Source organism: Flavobacterium sp. 38 (assembly GCF_057799715.1).
On the sequence record NZ_JBYNWZ010000004.1, the window covers coordinates 171530 to 187552 of the forward strand.

Annotated in this window: 16 protein-coding genes; 9 read left to right on the forward strand and 7 right to left on the reverse strand. The window is 32.7% G+C overall.

Annotated features, from left to right (window positions below; genetic code table 11):
- Window positions 1–22 precede the first annotated feature (22 nt).
- From AC3E9W_RS12080 to AC3E9W_RS12095, 4 genes are all read left to right on the forward strand, one after another.
- Window positions 23–1156, forward strand: a complete 1134-nt coding sequence (locus AC3E9W_RS12080) for a glycosyltransferase family 4 protein (protein ID WP_488768533.1) — start codon at window positions 23–25, stop codon at window positions 1154–1156.
- Entirely contained in the window at window positions 1134–2228 is a 1095-nt protein-coding gene (locus tag AC3E9W_RS12085; protein WP_488768534.1) for a glycosyltransferase, read from the forward strand. The genes AC3E9W_RS12080 and AC3E9W_RS12085 overlap by 23 nt, the downstream gene beginning before the upstream one ends.
- Before the next feature lie 2 nt (window positions 2229–2230).
- Complete coding sequence (locus AC3E9W_RS12090; protein WP_488768535.1) at window positions 2231–3571, forward strand: O-antigen ligase family protein; 1341 nt, start codon at window positions 2231–2233, stop codon at window positions 3569–3571.
- 65 nt (window positions 3572–3636) lie between these two features.
- Window positions 3637–5031, forward strand: a complete 1395-nt coding sequence (locus AC3E9W_RS12095) for a sugar transferase (protein WP_488768536.1) — start codon at window positions 3637–3639, stop codon at window positions 5029–5031.
- 2 nt (window positions 5032–5033) lie between these two features.
- On the opposite strand, the gene AC3E9W_RS12100 is transcribed toward AC3E9W_RS12095, so the two are convergent.
- Window positions 5034–6170 (reverse strand): lipoprotein N-acyltransferase Lnb domain-containing protein, encoded by a 1137-nt coding sequence (locus AC3E9W_RS12100; protein ID WP_488768537.1) that lies wholly within the window; start codon window positions 6168–6170, stop codon window positions 5034–5036.
- Between the two features lie 36 nt (window positions 6171–6206).
- Entirely contained in the window at window positions 6207–7274 is a 1068-nt protein-coding gene (locus tag AC3E9W_RS12105) for a putative type IX sorting system protein PorV2 (protein WP_488768538.1), read from the reverse strand.
- 192 nt (window positions 7275–7466) lie between these two features.
- Here AC3E9W_RS12105 and AC3E9W_RS12110 point away from each other — a divergent pair, with 192 nt between their 5' ends.
- Both AC3E9W_RS12110 and AC3E9W_RS12115 read left to right on the forward strand, forming a co-directional pair.
- The gene (locus tag AC3E9W_RS12110; RefSeq protein ID WP_488768539.1) at window positions 7467–8177 is read left to right on the forward strand and encodes a CDP-alcohol phosphatidyltransferase family protein; all 711 of its coding nucleotides are present in this window, start codon (window positions 7467–7469) and stop codon (window positions 8175–8177) included.
- A 9-nt stretch (window positions 8178–8186) separates the two neighbouring features.
- The gene (locus tag AC3E9W_RS12115; RefSeq protein ID WP_488768540.1) at window positions 8187–9041 is read left to right on the forward strand and encodes a glycoside hydrolase family 25 protein; all 855 of its coding nucleotides are present in this window, start codon (window positions 8187–8189) and stop codon (window positions 9039–9041) included.
- A gap of 51 nt (window positions 9042–9092) precedes the next feature.
- Here the strand turns inward: AC3E9W_RS12115 and AC3E9W_RS12120 are convergent, their stop codons facing one another.
- The 5 genes from AC3E9W_RS12120 to AC3E9W_RS12140 form a co-directional block, all read right to left on the reverse strand.
- A complete protein-coding gene (locus AC3E9W_RS12120; RefSeq protein ID WP_488768541.1) occupies window positions 9093–9317 on the reverse strand; it encodes a DUF5808 domain-containing protein in 225 nt (74 codons plus the stop codon).
- Between the two features lie 67 nt (window positions 9318–9384).
- Window positions 9385–10125 carry an LPS export ABC transporter ATP-binding protein gene (lptB, locus tag AC3E9W_RS12125; RefSeq protein WP_031455966.1) on the reverse strand — a complete coding sequence of 247 codons (741 nt, stop codon included), beginning with the start codon at window positions 10123–10125 and terminating at the stop codon, window positions 9385–9387.
- Between the two features lie 138 nt (window positions 10126–10263).
- On the reverse strand, window positions 10264–10617 hold the full coding sequence (locus AC3E9W_RS12130; RefSeq protein WP_306157973.1) for a carboxymuconolactone decarboxylase family protein: 354 nt from the start codon (window positions 10615–10617) through the stop codon (window positions 10264–10266).
- Window positions 10610–11425: a twin-arginine translocase subunit TatC gene (gene tatC, locus AC3E9W_RS12135; RefSeq protein WP_306157970.1), complete on the reverse strand. Its 816-nt coding sequence runs from the start codon at window positions 11423–11425 to the stop codon at window positions 10610–10612. The genes AC3E9W_RS12130 and tatC overlap by 8 nt, the downstream gene beginning before the upstream one ends.
- Entirely contained in the window at window positions 11425–12390 is a 966-nt protein-coding gene (locus AC3E9W_RS12140) for a KpsF/GutQ family sugar-phosphate isomerase (RefSeq protein WP_456895693.1), read from the reverse strand. The genes tatC and AC3E9W_RS12140 overlap by 1 nt, the downstream gene beginning before the upstream one ends.
- A gap of 86 nt (window positions 12391–12476) precedes the next feature.
- Here AC3E9W_RS12140 and recQ point away from each other — a divergent pair, with 86 nt between their 5' ends.
- Genes recQ through AC3E9W_RS12155 form a run of 3 tightly spaced genes read left to right on the forward strand, consistent with a single transcriptional unit; the run spans window position 12477 to window position 15871 of the window.
- Window positions 12477–14672 (forward strand): DNA helicase RecQ, encoded by a 2196-nt coding sequence (recQ, locus tag AC3E9W_RS12145; protein ID WP_306157966.1) that lies wholly within the window; start codon window positions 12477–12479, stop codon window positions 14670–14672.
- A 9-nt stretch (window positions 14673–14681) separates the two neighbouring features.
- Window positions 14682–15443: a hypothetical protein gene (locus tag AC3E9W_RS12150; protein ID WP_488768542.1), complete on the forward strand. Its 762-nt coding sequence runs from the start codon at window positions 14682–14684 to the stop codon at window positions 15441–15443.
- A 5-nt stretch (window positions 15444–15448) separates the two neighbouring features.
- Window positions 15449–15871: a hypothetical protein gene (locus tag AC3E9W_RS12155; protein WP_488768543.1), complete on the forward strand. Its 423-nt coding sequence runs from the start codon at window positions 15449–15451 to the stop codon at window positions 15869–15871.
- The last annotated feature ends 152 nt before the right edge of the window (window positions 15872–16023 follow it).

Here is a 16023-nt window from a genome sequence, read left to right on the forward strand (position 1 = left end):
AAGGATTATTGAAAGCTATAAAATGAAATTTGCAATAATTACTCACGTAAATCATATTGTAAAGTCCGATGAATATTTGGCCTATGCTCCGTATGTCCAAGAAATGAACATTTGGCTTAAATATACTGATGAGGTTATCATTGTGGCTCCATTGGGAAAAAGAGAAAGTACTCCAATAGATATTGCGTACCAACATGATAAAATTAATTTTAAAACAGTACCTGATTTTAATATTATTGGCCTTAAAAACATTTTAATTTCATTTTTTAAATTGCCTATTATTTTTTGGAAGATATTCTGGGCAATGAAGAAAGCAGATCATATTCATTTAAGATGTCCTGGAAATATGGGGCTGATTGGCTGTTTTGTTCAAATCCTTTTTCCAGGAAAATCTAAAACAGCAAAATATGCAGGCAATTGGGATCCAAAAAGTAAGCAACCTTGGTCTTATCGCTTACAAAAACATATTTTGAGCAACCATATTTTAACACGAAATATGAACGTTTTGGTTTATGGAAAATGGCAGAATCAGTCCAAAAATATTAAACCATTTTTTACTGCCACGTATTCTAATTCTGAGATAGAAAATACTTCAAAGGCAAGTATAAGTTCCTCTTTGAATTTTATTTTTACAGGGAGTTTAGTCAAAGGAAAAAATCCTATGTATGCATTGATGCTAATTAAAGAAATAGTTGAAAAATATAAATATGTGGTTTTAAACCTTTATGGCGAAGGAATAGAAAGAGATAATTTAGAAAGTTATATTGTTTCAAATAACTTACAGAATAATGTCTTTTTACATGGAAATCAAAGTAAAGAAATTCTTAAAACAGCTTATAAAAAAAGTCATTTTGTAATTTTACCTTCTAGTAGTGAAGGCTGGCCAAAAGCAATTGCAGAAGGTATGTTTTGGGGATGTGTCCCACTGGCAACAAAAGTATCATGCCTGCCTTTTATGCTTGACGATGGAAATCGGGGTATTTTATTAGAAATGAATGAAGATAAAGATTTAGATCAGATTCTAAATATTTTATCGGACCGAGAACAATTTCTAGATAAAAGTATGCTAGCAACAAATTGGTCTCAAAAATACACAATCAATGTTTTTGAAGATGAAATTAAAAACTTATTAAATGAGAATTGTTCAAATTATTGACTCTTTAGACGCGGGTGGAGCAGAGAAAATGGCGGTAAATTACGCTAATGCTCTTGCAGAAAGATTATCATTTTCAGGCCTTATAACTACAAGAAAACAAGGACAGCTTTCAGCTCAAATTAATAGAAAAGTTTCTTATTTATTTTTAGAAAAAAAAGGCAGACTTGATCTTTTAGCTTTATTTAGGTTGCGTAACTATTTAAAAAAAAATGATGTTGATTTAATTCATGCTCATAGTTCTTCTTTCTTTACAGCAGTTTTAATAAAATTAACTTTATTAAGAATCAAAATAGTCTGGCATGATCATTATGGGATAAGTCAGGATTTAAATCTAAGAAAAAGTATAAGTTTAAAAATAAGTTCACTGATGTTTAATGGCGTTATTTCGGTAAATAAAGCATTAGAAGAATGGGCATCCTCTTATTTGTATTGTTCCAAAATAAAATATTTACCAAATTTTATTTGTTATGAAAATAACTCAGAAAAGAAAATAGAATTAAAAGGTAGCAAAGGAAAACGGATTATATGCGTGGCTAATTTACGTTTTCAAAAAAATCACAAATTGTTAATTGAAGCTGCACATACACTTAAAGAGAATTTTCCAGATTGGAGTTTTCACTTATTTGGAAAAGACTTTGAAGATTCCTATTCTCGGCAATTATTTCGAGAGATTGATAGGTTAAAGCTCAATGAAACTGTTTTTTTCTATGGAAGCGTGAATAATATTCAAGAAGTAATAAGAGAATGTGATATTGCCGTTTTGCCATCATTGTCAGAAGGTCTTCCTCTGGCTATTCTTGAATATGGATCATGTAATTTACCTGTTATAGCAACAAAAGTTGGAGATATTGAAAAAGTTATCACTTCTAAAAATGATGGAATAATTGTAGAATCTGGAAATTTAGTCCAATTTGTTAAAGCTCTTGAAAAATTAATAAGTGGAGAGAGCTTAAGATTGGAGATGGGGAAAAACCTAAACAAAATCGTAGAATTAAAATATAGTGAAAAATCTGTGGTGGATGACTACATATTATGGATAAATTCTCATCTTGTATTTTCAAGAAATAAATAAAAATGAAGACAACCAAATTATCATATTATTATCTTTTACTAATTCACGCTGTAGTTGCATTTGCTATTTATGTTGTCCCGTTTTTATCTAAAATCTACGCCATATTAGTCCCTTTGATTGGTTTTGCGATAGTTTATAAAAATAAAAATGCAAATAATGAGGCGCTCCTAGTAGCTGCATATTTGGTTGGTGCGGAGGTTTTTTTTAGAATGACAGGTGGAAATTTTAATAATGAATACGTGAAATTTACAGTTATTATTTTTATGCTGTTGGGAATGCTTTATAGTAATTTTGCTTTAAATGCTATAATTTATATACTTTTTCTAATGTTGTTGCTTCCAGGAGTTTTGGTTACAGTAAGTGAAGCTGATATTTCGATAGACTTAAAAAAGGTTTTAGTTTTCAATTTATCTGGGCCATTATGTTTAGCTATTTGTTCTATTTATATGTACAAAAGAAAAGTATTATTTGACGATCTTCGAAAGATATTATTGGCTATGGGATTTCCAATTGTTACAACAACAGTATATTTATTTGTATATGCCCCTAATATAAAAGATGTAATAACAGGAACCCAATCAAGTTTTGAGGCTTCAGGAGGATTTGGGCCTAATCAAGTATCGACCATATTGGGATTAGGAATGTTTGTTTTCTTTACCCAATTAGTTTTGTTCTCTAAATCAAAAATGGAACAATTAATAAATGCAGGTTTGTTTATTTTTATCAGCTATAGAGCAATTGTTACTTTTTCAAGAGGAGGGGTTATTACAGCTATTGGAATGATAATTTGTTTTCTTTTTCTTATATATTATTTTTCTAACGCTAAAGGAAAAGAAAGACTGATGTTAATTTTTATTTTAACAGCACTAATGAGTTTTGGAATATGGACCTATAGTTCACTCCAGACTAGAGGACTCATTAGTAAAAGATATGCAAATGAAGATGCAGGAGGAAGAGCTAAAAAAGATCGTTTAGGAGGTAGGGACGAAATTATGGAATCTGAAGTTAAGCTTTTTTTAAATGAACCAGTGTTAGGTGTTGGGGCAGGTATGGGAAAATCAAGAAGAATGGAATTTAATGGAGAAGATGCGGCATCTCATAATGAAGTTACAAGAATGCTTAGTGAACATGGATTATTTGGTATTATAGCTTTCTTAATTTTATTTATTACTCCATTTATTTTGTACATCAATAATAAACAGCATTTGTATTTTTTATCTTTTTTCGCTTTCTGGCTCTTGACAATAAATCATGCTGCAATGCGAACGGCAGCCCCAGCCTTTGTATACGCATTGTGCCTCCTTTCTGTCCAAATAAAAATTCCCGAAGAAACAGAAAATTAACAGATTAGTTATATTTTTTTGCGATACATTTGCTCTGCCCAATAATCAAATTTAAACCTACAGTGATGTCATCAAAAAAGAAAATGCATTTCGAAATTTCGGAGAGGAAAATATTGCTTCTTTCTTTCGATGCTGTTTTTATTTTATCTGCTTTATACTTATTAAGCTCCATATTCGACTATCATTATTTTGATTTTGATGTGCACAGCTCGTTAAGCATTCTTTTGCTTATAAGCTATCTTTATATTTTTGGAGTAATATTTGAAATTTATAATTTGCAAGTTGCAAGCAATCATCTTCAGATTCTGCAGAATGTTGTTTTTACTGCTACAGCCACTGTTTTAGCTTATTTATTCACGCCAATACTTTCCCCTGTCCTTCCAAAACAAAGGTTAATTATATTAATATTCTACTTTACAATATTAATTACACTTTTAGCATGGCGATTATTTTACTGTTATTTTCTAGCTTCTCATCGGTTTTCGCAAAATGTGGTTTTGATTTGTGGTCAAAGTGAAGTCGAACGATTAGTTTTGGGACTTGAAAATGTAGATCCGCATTATAAAATTATTGGTTTTGTAAACTTCGACTCTATTGCAGAAGAAAATTTAGATTTTCATTATGTGAAAGAAATAAAGAAGGAAGATCTAGAGCATTTTGTTTCTACACACAATGTCTCGGAGATTATTATTGCATCGCAAAAAACAGATGGTATTACTTCAGATTTGTACCAACAGTTGCTTCATTTGCTAGAAAAAGGAAATATTATTAGAGAATATACTCAGGTTTACGAGAGCAAAACGCAGCGAATTCCTGTTCATTATATAGAAAGAGACTTTTATAGGTTTTTCCCTTTTAGTAGAAGCAATAATAACAAACTCTATTTGTTTTTTACTCGACTGATTGAAATCGTCTTTTCTGTTTTAGGTCTTTTAGTTTCTCTAGTTTTCGCCCCGATAATTTTTATTTGTAACATCTTCGCCAATAAAGGAAGCCTTTTTTATACGCAGGAAAGAGTAGGTAAAAACGGAGTGGTTTTTGAAATTTATAAGTTTAGAACTATGACAGAGAATTCAGAAACCAATGGAGCTGTTTTTGCTGTTCATAATGATAAAAGAGTTACTCCCTTCGGGAAATTTATGCGTAAAACAAGAATTGACGAACTTCCACAATTCATCAATATTTTAAAAGGAGATATGGCTGTAATTGGGCCAAGACCTGAACGTCCTTTTTTTGTTGAAGAAATCGCTGCTGTAATGCCTTTTTATGAAACGCGTCATGTGATTAAACCGGGGCTTACAGGTTGGGCACAGGTCAATTATTCATACGGAGAATCAATCGACGAAAGTTTGATTAAACTTCAATATGATTTGTACTATATCAAGCACAGAAGTGTTTTTCTTGATTTAAGCATCACTTTCAAAACTATTACGACAGTTCTGTTTTACAGAGGTCAGTAATTTTAGATTATTATCGGGATTGGTCTTTTGTTACGGATTGCTGTTCGTACCAAAACTACTCCGCTTGTAATGATTAATGGCAACGTGATAAAGAAATGCGCTTTGTTAATCAAAAACAAAAAGTAAATTACTAAAAGTACAAAGTTGATTAGCGAAAATCTATAAGTCCAAAGTTTGTTTTTGAAAATGGAGAACAAAACTAAAACCAATAAAAGCGGACTAAATAATAGAACATTATAATTCATCGCCAGTTCTTGGTGAAAAGAGTAAAACCCCATAACAACGAAGAAGATTCCAATTAATGATAGAATAGAAAAATAGATTTTATCAACTGTTTTGTTTCTTGCAAAGATTACAAAAAGCAAGATGAAGAGATACGTGTAAATGTTGTTCCACCAAGATTTTGGCGTTTCTTTTGTGAACTCTAATAGTGTTTTGCTTTTTGCTGCCAATGGTTTATTTTGAAAAGTAGTTTTGTCTAAACTGTTTTTCAATTCAAATGGAAGAAAAATTCTTGTTCCCATTTGATCGACTTTTGTTCCAAAAATAATACTGGTTCCCAACTGATCATAGAAATGACCGTCAAAGTAAGGGAAGAGAATAGAACGATAAGTTTTGTCTGTATCGTCTTTTTTTACAATCACATTTCCGCCTAAAGTTTTATTCACAACATCAACGACCATAGAGGTGCAGTTTTTATCAATGAATTTATAAGTATAGTAACGCTCTTCAGAATCTAAAACAGCGTTTAATTGATCAAAAAGTTTTTGCTTTAAATCTTGAGAAATCAGTAATTCCTGCTCATAAATGCTTCTCTTCTCATAGGTATATTCGTTGAAAAAATCGGTATACGAATGCACAGTTGCAAAATATTGTAAGTCTCCTTTCGCAAATTTCATTACGAAATTAGGCGTTCTAAAATCAAAAGTTCCATAATTGTAAACAACATCAAAATTGTTTCCAGGATCTAAAACTCTAATTCCAGTATGTCCAAAATAAGAATAAGTTTCATTTCCCAATCCGCAGGTCAAAATACTTACTTTAGCATCTTTAGATAAAGCTAGACTTTGGCTAAAACCAATAAAACTGGATAAGAATAATAAAGTAAAAAGTGCTTTTTTGAACATGACAGTTTTCATGATTTAAAATTTTAAATGTTTTATGGTTTTAAATTATTATCTAAAGATACCTAAATCTACTTTCAGGGAAAAAATATTAGAATACAATGCTGTGCTTTGATTTCCTAAATCGGTTAAAGCATAATCAATTTGTATGCCTTTATGCCTAAAGCCTAAACCAATATTAGGCTGAAAATTTACTTTTTCAGTATTGTCCAATTGTGTTACATTTTGGAAATTTCCTGCACCTGCGCGTACAAAGACCAAATCAGTATAACCAAATTCAAACCCTAGAGCTGGGTCTATACTTACTACTTTTGATGAGATGATATCGTTTGTCTGCTCAAAACGCATATTTAAATTTGCGGAAGTTACAAGACTGCATTCATTATGAAAATCAAATCTTTTTGAAACTCCCAATTGTGCTTTTGGCAATGTTATTTCTGTACTTTCTGGCAACTCATTATTTTCTCCCGGAATCGCATTGGCAATTTTAGCATATTCTTCTTCATCAATATTCCAAACGTTGTAAGTTGTGGTAATATCGCGAAGCATTAAACCGAATTTCCAGTTGTTTCTTTCAAACTGAAGTCCGACATCAAAACCAAATCCCCAAGAATTGGCAAATTTTCCAATTACTCTTCGAATTACTTTTGCATTAACGCCATATTGAAATCCTTCAATTGGAAGTTCTCTAGCATAAGAAAATGTAAAGCCATAATCTGCAGTAGAAAACAGCCTGATTCTATTATAATCAATGTTTCCTTGACTATCGATTAATTGCGTGGTGTCCATAATATCGTCTACTCCAAAACGAATCATCGAAATTCCCCAAGCACTTCTATCGTCAATCGGACTTGCGTAACCTATGTAATCGTATTGGGCAATATTGGCAAAATAACTGGCGTGCATTAAAGCAATCTGATGATCTTCCAGATGAGTTAAACCTGCCGGATTCCAGTAAACAGAATTTACATCAGTGGTAGAAGCAGTTACGGCACTTGCCATTCCGAGAGCAGCGGCATCGACTCCAATATTCATAAATTCATTCGAATATTTTCGAACGGTTTGTGCATACTGAAAAGTACAACTCCAAAAGAATAAAAACACTAAATATTTCTTCAACGTATATGTTTTTGCAGATCGAGGCCTGTTTTTAATTTTTTATCAAAAATATAATATTTTACTCATCTAATAAGTCCCTTTAGTTAAATATTCCCAAAGTCTTATTTAGAAATAAAAAACTCTCCAAAAAACTCGTTTTGCATCCAGTTATTATGCTAAATTTGTTCTCTGCCATTATCAAAAAATAAAGCTATGAATATTAAAAAGCACATTCCAAATCTAATTACGTTAATAAATCTTTTTTGCGGTTGCGTTGCAATAGTTTATGTTTCCGAAAATAATTATCTAATGGCTTTTTATATGGTTTGCTTGGGAATCTTTTTTGATTTCTTTGATGGCTTTTTTGCCAGATTATTTAAGGTTTCAAGTCCGCTTGGGTTGCAGTTAGATTCTTTGGCAGATATGGTAACAAGCGGAGTAACTCCTGGATATGTTATGTACAGCATGTTTACCAATAGCGCGCACGAATTCGGAACCCATCCGGCAATTCCGTTTTTAGGGTTTATCATCACTTTAGGATCTTGCTATCGCTTGGCTAATTTTAATATAGATACACGTCAGACAGATTCTTTTATTGGACTGCCAACACCAGCAAACGCACTGTTTATTTTAAGTCTTCCTTTGGTTATTTCATTCTCAGATTCTTTAATGATTTTGGAGATTTTAACCAATCAATGGGTTTTACTGGCAATAACATTATGTAGTGCTTATATTTTAAATGCGGAGATTCCGCTGTTTTCTTTGAAAATTAAAAAATTCAGTTTTAAAGAAAACGCACTTCAAATTGTGTTTCTGATTATTTCGGTACTAATGGTTATTTTGCTTCAGTACACTGCAATTCCGTTGATTATTGCTTTTTATGTGCTATTGTCTATTATCAATAATCTGTTTCTCAAAAAGTAATTTTGTTGAATGGCAAGAAAAACGACTTATCGTAAAACATATTCAAGAAAACCAGCTGGAAGATCTTTCTTGAGCAAAGTTTTTCGTTCCCTTTTATTGATTTTTTTCGGACTTCTATTCATTGGGATAATTTATCATTATCGCAAAGGACTTGCGTATTATTTAGGTTTTAAAACAGAAAAGGTTCTAGAAGAGGATGAGGTTGATAAACACCTTTCGGATGTGCGAAATATTCGTGTTCTCGATAATCATAAAGGAAAGGTAATCGGAATCGACGTGTCTGAATTTCAAGGAAAAGTCGATTGGGAAGAAGTTGAAATTTTGGACGAAAAATATCCTGTCCAATTTGTTTTTATTCGTGCTACTGCTGGAAATGACCGTGTTGACAGGCAATTCAAGAGAAATTGGGAAGGCGCAAAAGAAAATAAAATCATGCGTGGCGCTTACCACTATTATCGACCAAACGAAAACTCTATCGAACAAGCCGATCTTTTTATCAAAACAGTGAAGTTGCAAAAAGGCGATCTGCCGCCAGTTTTAGATATCGAAAAATTGCCTAAAAATCAGTCTTTAGATAGTTTAAAAGTTGGATTGAAACGATGGCTGAATAAAGTAGAAAAACATTATCAAGTTCGCCCAATTATTTATTCGGGAGAAAGATATTATACCGATTTTCTAAAAGAAGAATTTAGCGATTATCTTTTCTGGATCGCCAATTATAATTTCTACAGAGAAAAAATTGAAGACGACTGGCTGTTTTGGCAGTTTACAGAAAAAGCTTCTTTACCAGGAATTGAACATCGTGTTGATGTTAATATTTATAACGGCGATTTAGAGCAATTGCATTTTATCACAGTAGAATAGTGTGCAGTGCTCAGATTTTTAGTGTTCAGTTTTAAACTGATACTAAGAATATTATTTTAAAAGTTGAGATAGCGGAATTAATGCGAGAATTGCAATAAGGATTAAAACCGAGTAAGGATTTGCAAAATTGACTGTCCATCCCATCCATTTTATCTTTTTTGGAGGAAGTAATCTGTCGTCTTTTGGATTGTAATAAATGGAGTTGAAAAAATACCAATTCTTTGGGTCTTTGTGCCAATTGTCGTAATCTTCCTGAGTTGGTTTTTCTGATTTCATTCGAAACTTCTAGATTTAAAAAAAATGGTAAAAAGCATTTCACTTTTTACCATTCACATTTTACTTTTTAAAACTCCAATTTCTTCTTACGAAGCTCAAAGTTTTGTCCAAGGTAAACGCGACGAACCATTTCGTCTTCTACCAATTCTTCTGGAATTCCTGCTTTTAGAATTCCTCCTTCAAACATTAAGTATGTTTTATCGGTAATCGCCAATGTTTCCTGAACGTTGTGGTCGGTAATTAAGATTCCGATATTTTTATTTTTTAATTGTGCTACAATTCTTTGAATATCCTCAACCGCAACAGGGTCAACTCCAGCAAAAGGCTCATCCAATAAAATAAACTTTGGATCGGTTGCCAATGCGCGCGCGATCTCTGTACGACGACGCTCACCTCCCGAAAGTAAATCGCCTCGGTTGGTGCGAATGTGCTCTAAGCTGAATTCTTCAATTAAGCTTTCCATTTTAGCAATTTGCGCTTCTTTAGAAAGTTTAGTCAATTGTAAAACGCTTAGAATGTTATCTTCGATACTTAATTTTCTGAAAACAGAAGCTTCTTGTGCCAAATAACCAATTCCTTGCTGTGCACGTTTGTACATTGGGTAATCGGTAATATTCAAATCATCAAGGTAAATGTTTCCTTGATTTGGTTTTACCAATCCTACAATCATGTAAAAAGACGTTGTTTTTCCAGCTCCATTTGGCCCCAAAAGTCCCACGATTTCTCCTTGATTTACTTCAACAGAAATTCCTTTTACAACACTTCGTCCTTTGTATGTTTTTATTAAATTATCGGCTCTTAGCTTCATTTGTTTAATTAGATAATGTGTCAATTTGATAATGAGATAATTGCTTATCTCTTTGGCAAAATAAGATAAAATAAATTAATCCATTAAATCAATTAACATAACATGTTGAATTATCTAATTGACTAATTATCAAATTATCTAATTCCCAGCTTGTTCTTCAAGAGCTTCCCAGAATTCGTAAGCTCTTCTTAAATGAGGAATTACAATTGTTCCGCCAACAAGAGTTGCGATTCCCATTGCTTCCATCATTTCTTCTTTAGAAACACCTTCTTTATAGCTGGTTTCTAAATGGTATTTTACACAGTCGTCACATCTTAAAACGGTAGAAGCAACAAGACCTAAAAGTTCTTTTGTTTTTACATCAAGAGCGCCTTCAGCATAAGCATTGGTGTCAAGATTAAAAATTCGCTTTACAATTTTGTTATTGTCAGCAAGCAGTTTTTCGTTCATTTTAGAACGATAGTCGTTAAATTCTTGAACTATATCAGACATTTTCTTTTAATTTATTTCTATAAACAATTTTCGAAATCAGAATACTTACTTCGTAAATAATAAGCATTGGAATTGCAACAATAGTTTGACTTACAACATCTGGAGGTGTTACGATAGCTGCAACAATTAAAATAATTACAACGGCATATTTCCAATATTTTCTTAAAAATTCAGGAGTTACAAGTCCTAATTTAGTTAAGAAATAAATGATGATCGGAAGCTCAAAGAATAATCCACTTGCTAGAACGCTCGTTTTAACCATTCCCATGTAAGACTCAATGGTAAACTGATTTACTACCATTTTACTTACAGAGAAAGTAGCGACGAAGTTCACCGACATCGGAATCACGACAAAGTAACCGAATATTACTCCTAAAAAGAAAAGCATTGAAGAAGAGAAAATAAAAAGCTTTGCATTTTTACGCTCTTTCTCATACAACGCTGGACTTATAAATTTCCATACTTCATAAAGAATATAAGGGAAACTTGTAATAAAACCGACCAAAAGACACATCCAAACAAAGATATTGACCTGACCTTCCATTTCTGTGTTCTGAATTATAAAATTCAATTCGGTAATACAAATGCTGTCAGCAAATCCCAATTGATGAGATAAATCGCAAAACCATACATAAGTAAAAAATGAAGGTTTTGTCGGTGCCAGTATTATTTCGTCAAATAAATAATCACTAAAAAAATACGTCACAATTCCCATTATGATAATTGCAATTGTGCTTCTAACCAATAACCATCTTAATTCTTCAAGATGATCCAAAAATGACATCTCGCCAAGATTTTTCTTTGCCATTATACTATTCCTTCTTTTAAAATGTCATGTAAATGTAAAACTCCTTTATATTCTCCATTGTCTGCAACGATAAGTTGTGTGATGGAAAAATCTTCTAAAATATTTAATGCGTCAACCGCCATAGTTTCAGACGAAACTACTTTTGGGTTTTTAGACATAATATCTCTTGCTGTTAAGTCAGCGATAGAATCTCTGTCGTTAAGCATTCTTCTGATGTCTCCATCCGTAATAATTCCAACAATTTTATTGTCTTCAATTACTGCAGTTACACCTAATCTTTTTTCTGAAATTTCAAAAATTGCTTTTTTAATTGAAGTTTCTGGTGTAACGCTTGGTTTTAAGGAATGCTCGATCATATCTTTTACGCGAAGCAAAAGTTTTTTTCCTAATGCGCCGCCTGGATGATAAACTGCAAAATCTTCAGGTTTAAAATCACGCATTTCCATTAAACAGACTGCAAGAGCGTCTCCCATAACAAGTTGCGCTGTAGTGCTGTTTGTTGGCGCTAGATTAATCGGGCATGCTTCTACTGTAACGGTAGTGTTTAAAACATAATCTGATCCTTTTGCTAAAAAAGAAGTTACATTTCCAGTGATAGCAATTAAAGTGTTTCCGAATCTTTTTAATAAAGGAACCAAAACTTTAATTTCAGGGCTGTTTCCGCTTTTAGAAATACAGATAATGACATCATCATTTTGTATCATTCCTAAATCGCCGTGAATTGCTTCAGCCGCATGCAAAAACATAGAAGGAGTTCCAGTTGAATTAAAAGTGGCAACCATTTTCTGCGCAATGATGGCGCTTTTTCCTATCCCAGTTACGATTAAACGGCCTTTAGTTTTGTATATGTGTTGGACAGCTTCGTAAAAATTTTCGTCCAAAAAATCAATTAGTTTTGTAATTGCTTCACTTTCAGAGAGTATTGTTTTCTTGGCAATCGCCAATATATTTTCTTTTGTGATCAAAACAGAATATTTAAAATTTGTATGTATAAAAGAAAGTTGTATCTTTATGTGTTGCAAATTTATACAAAATACAGTTAATATAGAGAATGAATTCAAATGAAATTGAAATACATAAAGAATTAAAGAAGTATTTCGGCTTTAGCCAATTTAAAGGCTTGCAGGAGCAAGTCATTACGAGTATTTTAGGTAAAACCAATACATTCGTAATTATGCCGACCGGTGGTGGAAAGTCTCTTTGTTACCAATTACCGGCTTTAATTCAAGAAGGAACAGCAATAGTTGTTTCTCCTTTAATTGCTTTGATGAAAAATCAGGTTGACGCAATTCGAAGCCTTTCGTCTGAAAATGGAATTGCACATGTATTAAATTCCTCTCTAACTAAAACGGAAATTGCTCAGGTCAAGAAAGATATCACTTCTGGATTGACCAAACTTTTGTATGTCGCCCCAGAATCATTGACAAAAGAAGAATATGTGGCTTTTTTACAAAGTGTTCCAATTTCTTTTGTTGCCATTGATGAAGCACACTGTATCTCAGAATGGGGACATGACTTTAGGCCAGAGTACAGAAATCTGAGAAACATAATTAAGCAGCTAGGGAAAGTGCCAATTATTGGTCTTACCGCGACAGCAACCCCAAAAGTTCAGGAAGACATCCTGAAAAATCTTGACATGGCTGATGCCAATACTTTTAAGGCATCATTCAACAGACCGAACTTGTATTATGAAGTTCGAACAAAAACAAAAAACATTGAGTCGGATATTATTCGATTTATCAAACAGCATAAAGGCAAATCTGGAATTATTTACTGCTTAAGCCGGAAAAAAGTAGAGTCGATTGCCGAAGTTTTACAAGTAAACGGAATCAGCGCTGTTCCGTATCATGCAGGTTTGGATGCTAAAACTCGTGCCAAACATCAGGATATGTTCTTGATGGAAGACGTAGATGTGGTGGTGGCAACCATCGCATTCGGAATGGGAATTGATAAACCAGACGTTCGATTTGTAATTCACCATGATATTCCAAAATCGCTAGAAAGTTATTACCAAGAAACGGGTCGTGCGGGACGTGATGGAGGAGAAGGACATTGTTTGGCTTACTACTCTTATAAGGATGTAGAAAAGCTGGAGAAATTTATGTCAGGAAAACCAGTTGCCGAACAAGAAATTGGTTTTGCGCTTTTACAGGAAGTTGTAGCTTACGCCGAAACCTCGATGTCGCGTAGAAAATTCTTGCTGCATTATTTTGGTGAAGAATTTGACAGCGAAAATGGCGAAGGTGCCGATATGGATGACAACGTTCGTAATCCGAAACATAAAGTGGAAGCGAAAGAACAAGTCGTTAAACTGCTTGAAATTGTTCGCGATACCAAACATATTTACAAATCAAAAGAAATTGTCTTTACTTTAATTGGCCGTATCAATGCGGTTATTAAAGCACATAAAACCGATACGCAACCTTATTTTGGTTCAGGATCTGATCATGACGAAAAATATTGGATGGCATTGTTAAGACAGGTTTTGGTAACTGGACTATTGTCAAAAGATATTGAGACATATGGCGTTATTAAAATTACGCAGGAAGGTTTAGATTTTATCAAAAATCCAGTGTCGTTTATGATGTCTGAAGATCATGAATACACTGAAGCAGACGACGAAACAATTGTAACTGGAGGAAAATCTTCTGGAACTGCAGATGAAGTCTTAACAGGAATGCTTCGTGAACTTCGTAAAAAAGTGGCTAAAAAATTGGGAGTTCCGCCATTCGTAGTTTTCCAAGATCCTTCTATTGAAGATATGGCTTTAAAATATCCGATAACCATACAAGAATTATATAACATTCATGGTGTTGGTGAAGGAAAAGCTAAAAAATACGGAAGTGAATTTGTGGCTTTAATCAGCCGTTATGTTGAGGACAACGATATTATTCGCCCAGACGATTTAGTAGTAAAATCTACGGGAGTAAATTCTGCCAACAAATTATACATTATTCAGAATATTGATAGAAAACTGCCGTTAAGTGATATCGCTTCCGCGAAAGGACTTTCTATGGATGCCTTGATCAAAGAAATGGAACAGATCGTATATTCTGGAACAAAATTAAACATCAAATATTGGCTAGACGATATTTTAGATGACGATCAGCAAGAAGAAATTCACGATTACTTCATGGAATCAGAATCGGATAAAATAGAAGATGCCCTTAAAGAATTTGATGGCGATTACGATATTGACGAATTGCGTTTAATGCGTATTAAGTTTATTAGTGAAGTAGCTAATTAATAGAATTTTATGAAAATTTGTAAGCTGTTTTTTGCCTTCTTTTTATTGTTTTCGCTTAAATCTTTTGCAACTGCTCAGGTTCCAGATTATTTAATTATTGGTAAGGACACATTAAAAATACAATCAAATCCTTTAGATAAATATTTTGAAACCCATCCATTTCCGCGTAATTTATTAAATAGCGTTTCCAGTGCAAATTGGCGAGGCTATATTGCGTATTTTAAATTCTTAGATGGAAAGCTGGTTGTTGAAAATATTTATAAAGAAGAATACAAACAAAATGAAAAAGGACAAACAGACTTTTTTTTGACTTCTATATATAAGGATGTATTTGGAACAAAATCTAATTTTGAATGTGATTTTTATTCTGGTTTATTAATTTGTCCATCAGGAAAAATGTTAGAGTATGTTCATATGGGGTATAGTTCAGTTTATGAGAATTATGACCTTATAGAAATAAAGAACGGTATTAATATTAAATCAAAAAAGCTTACTGGAGCGGAGTTTCAAAAATTTAAAATAGATTATTTTAGATATTATAAACGAACAGATGAGTATAAGCAGCAAGTTAAAGAACTAAAAGAGTCACAAGGAGAAATGGGGATGGGAATGTCTAATACTAGTTTTTTAGTTGGGAATCCTGGTACAGGAAGAGAGAATAAATCGTTAAAGAAAAAAGAAGCAGAGTTTAAAGCCGATAAGCAAATGGATTCTTTTATGTTTGCTTTTTTATCCGACTATATGAAAACAATAGAAATCCCAACAAACTAATATTTATGAAAAAATTATCTCCATTATTTAAATTAGCAGTTTTAGCAGTAATCTCAATTTTAATTTTAAGTTTTTCATTCGATAAAAAAGGAAACGATCCCAAATTAGTTGGTATTTGGAAAGGTTTTGAAAAAGATGTTCAAATAGAAGGAGTCGAAAAACATTGGATACAACAAAGATTTGCAGACGGAACTTATATGATAATGTTTACAGCTAAAGAAAATTGTGAAATAGAAACTTTTACCGAAAAAGGGAAATGGTGGACAGAAGATGGTAAGTTTTACGAAGCTGCTTCAAGTACAAAAGATGTAGACGTTTATAATTATGACGTTAAAAACGAAGAAGAGGTTCAGTTTAAAAGCATCAAACTATCAGGAAAAAATAATGACACTTATATATTCAGTGATTATAAACTTGATTTGAAATAGCTTTCAATAAAACTACAAAATTTTAAAATCCAAATTCCAATTGTTTTGACAGCTTGGAATTTGGATTTTTTTTTCATTACTTACGTGGGCTTCGACTTCGCTCAGCCTGACAAACGTAAAACTACCTATACATATGCGCACAAAGTAAAAAT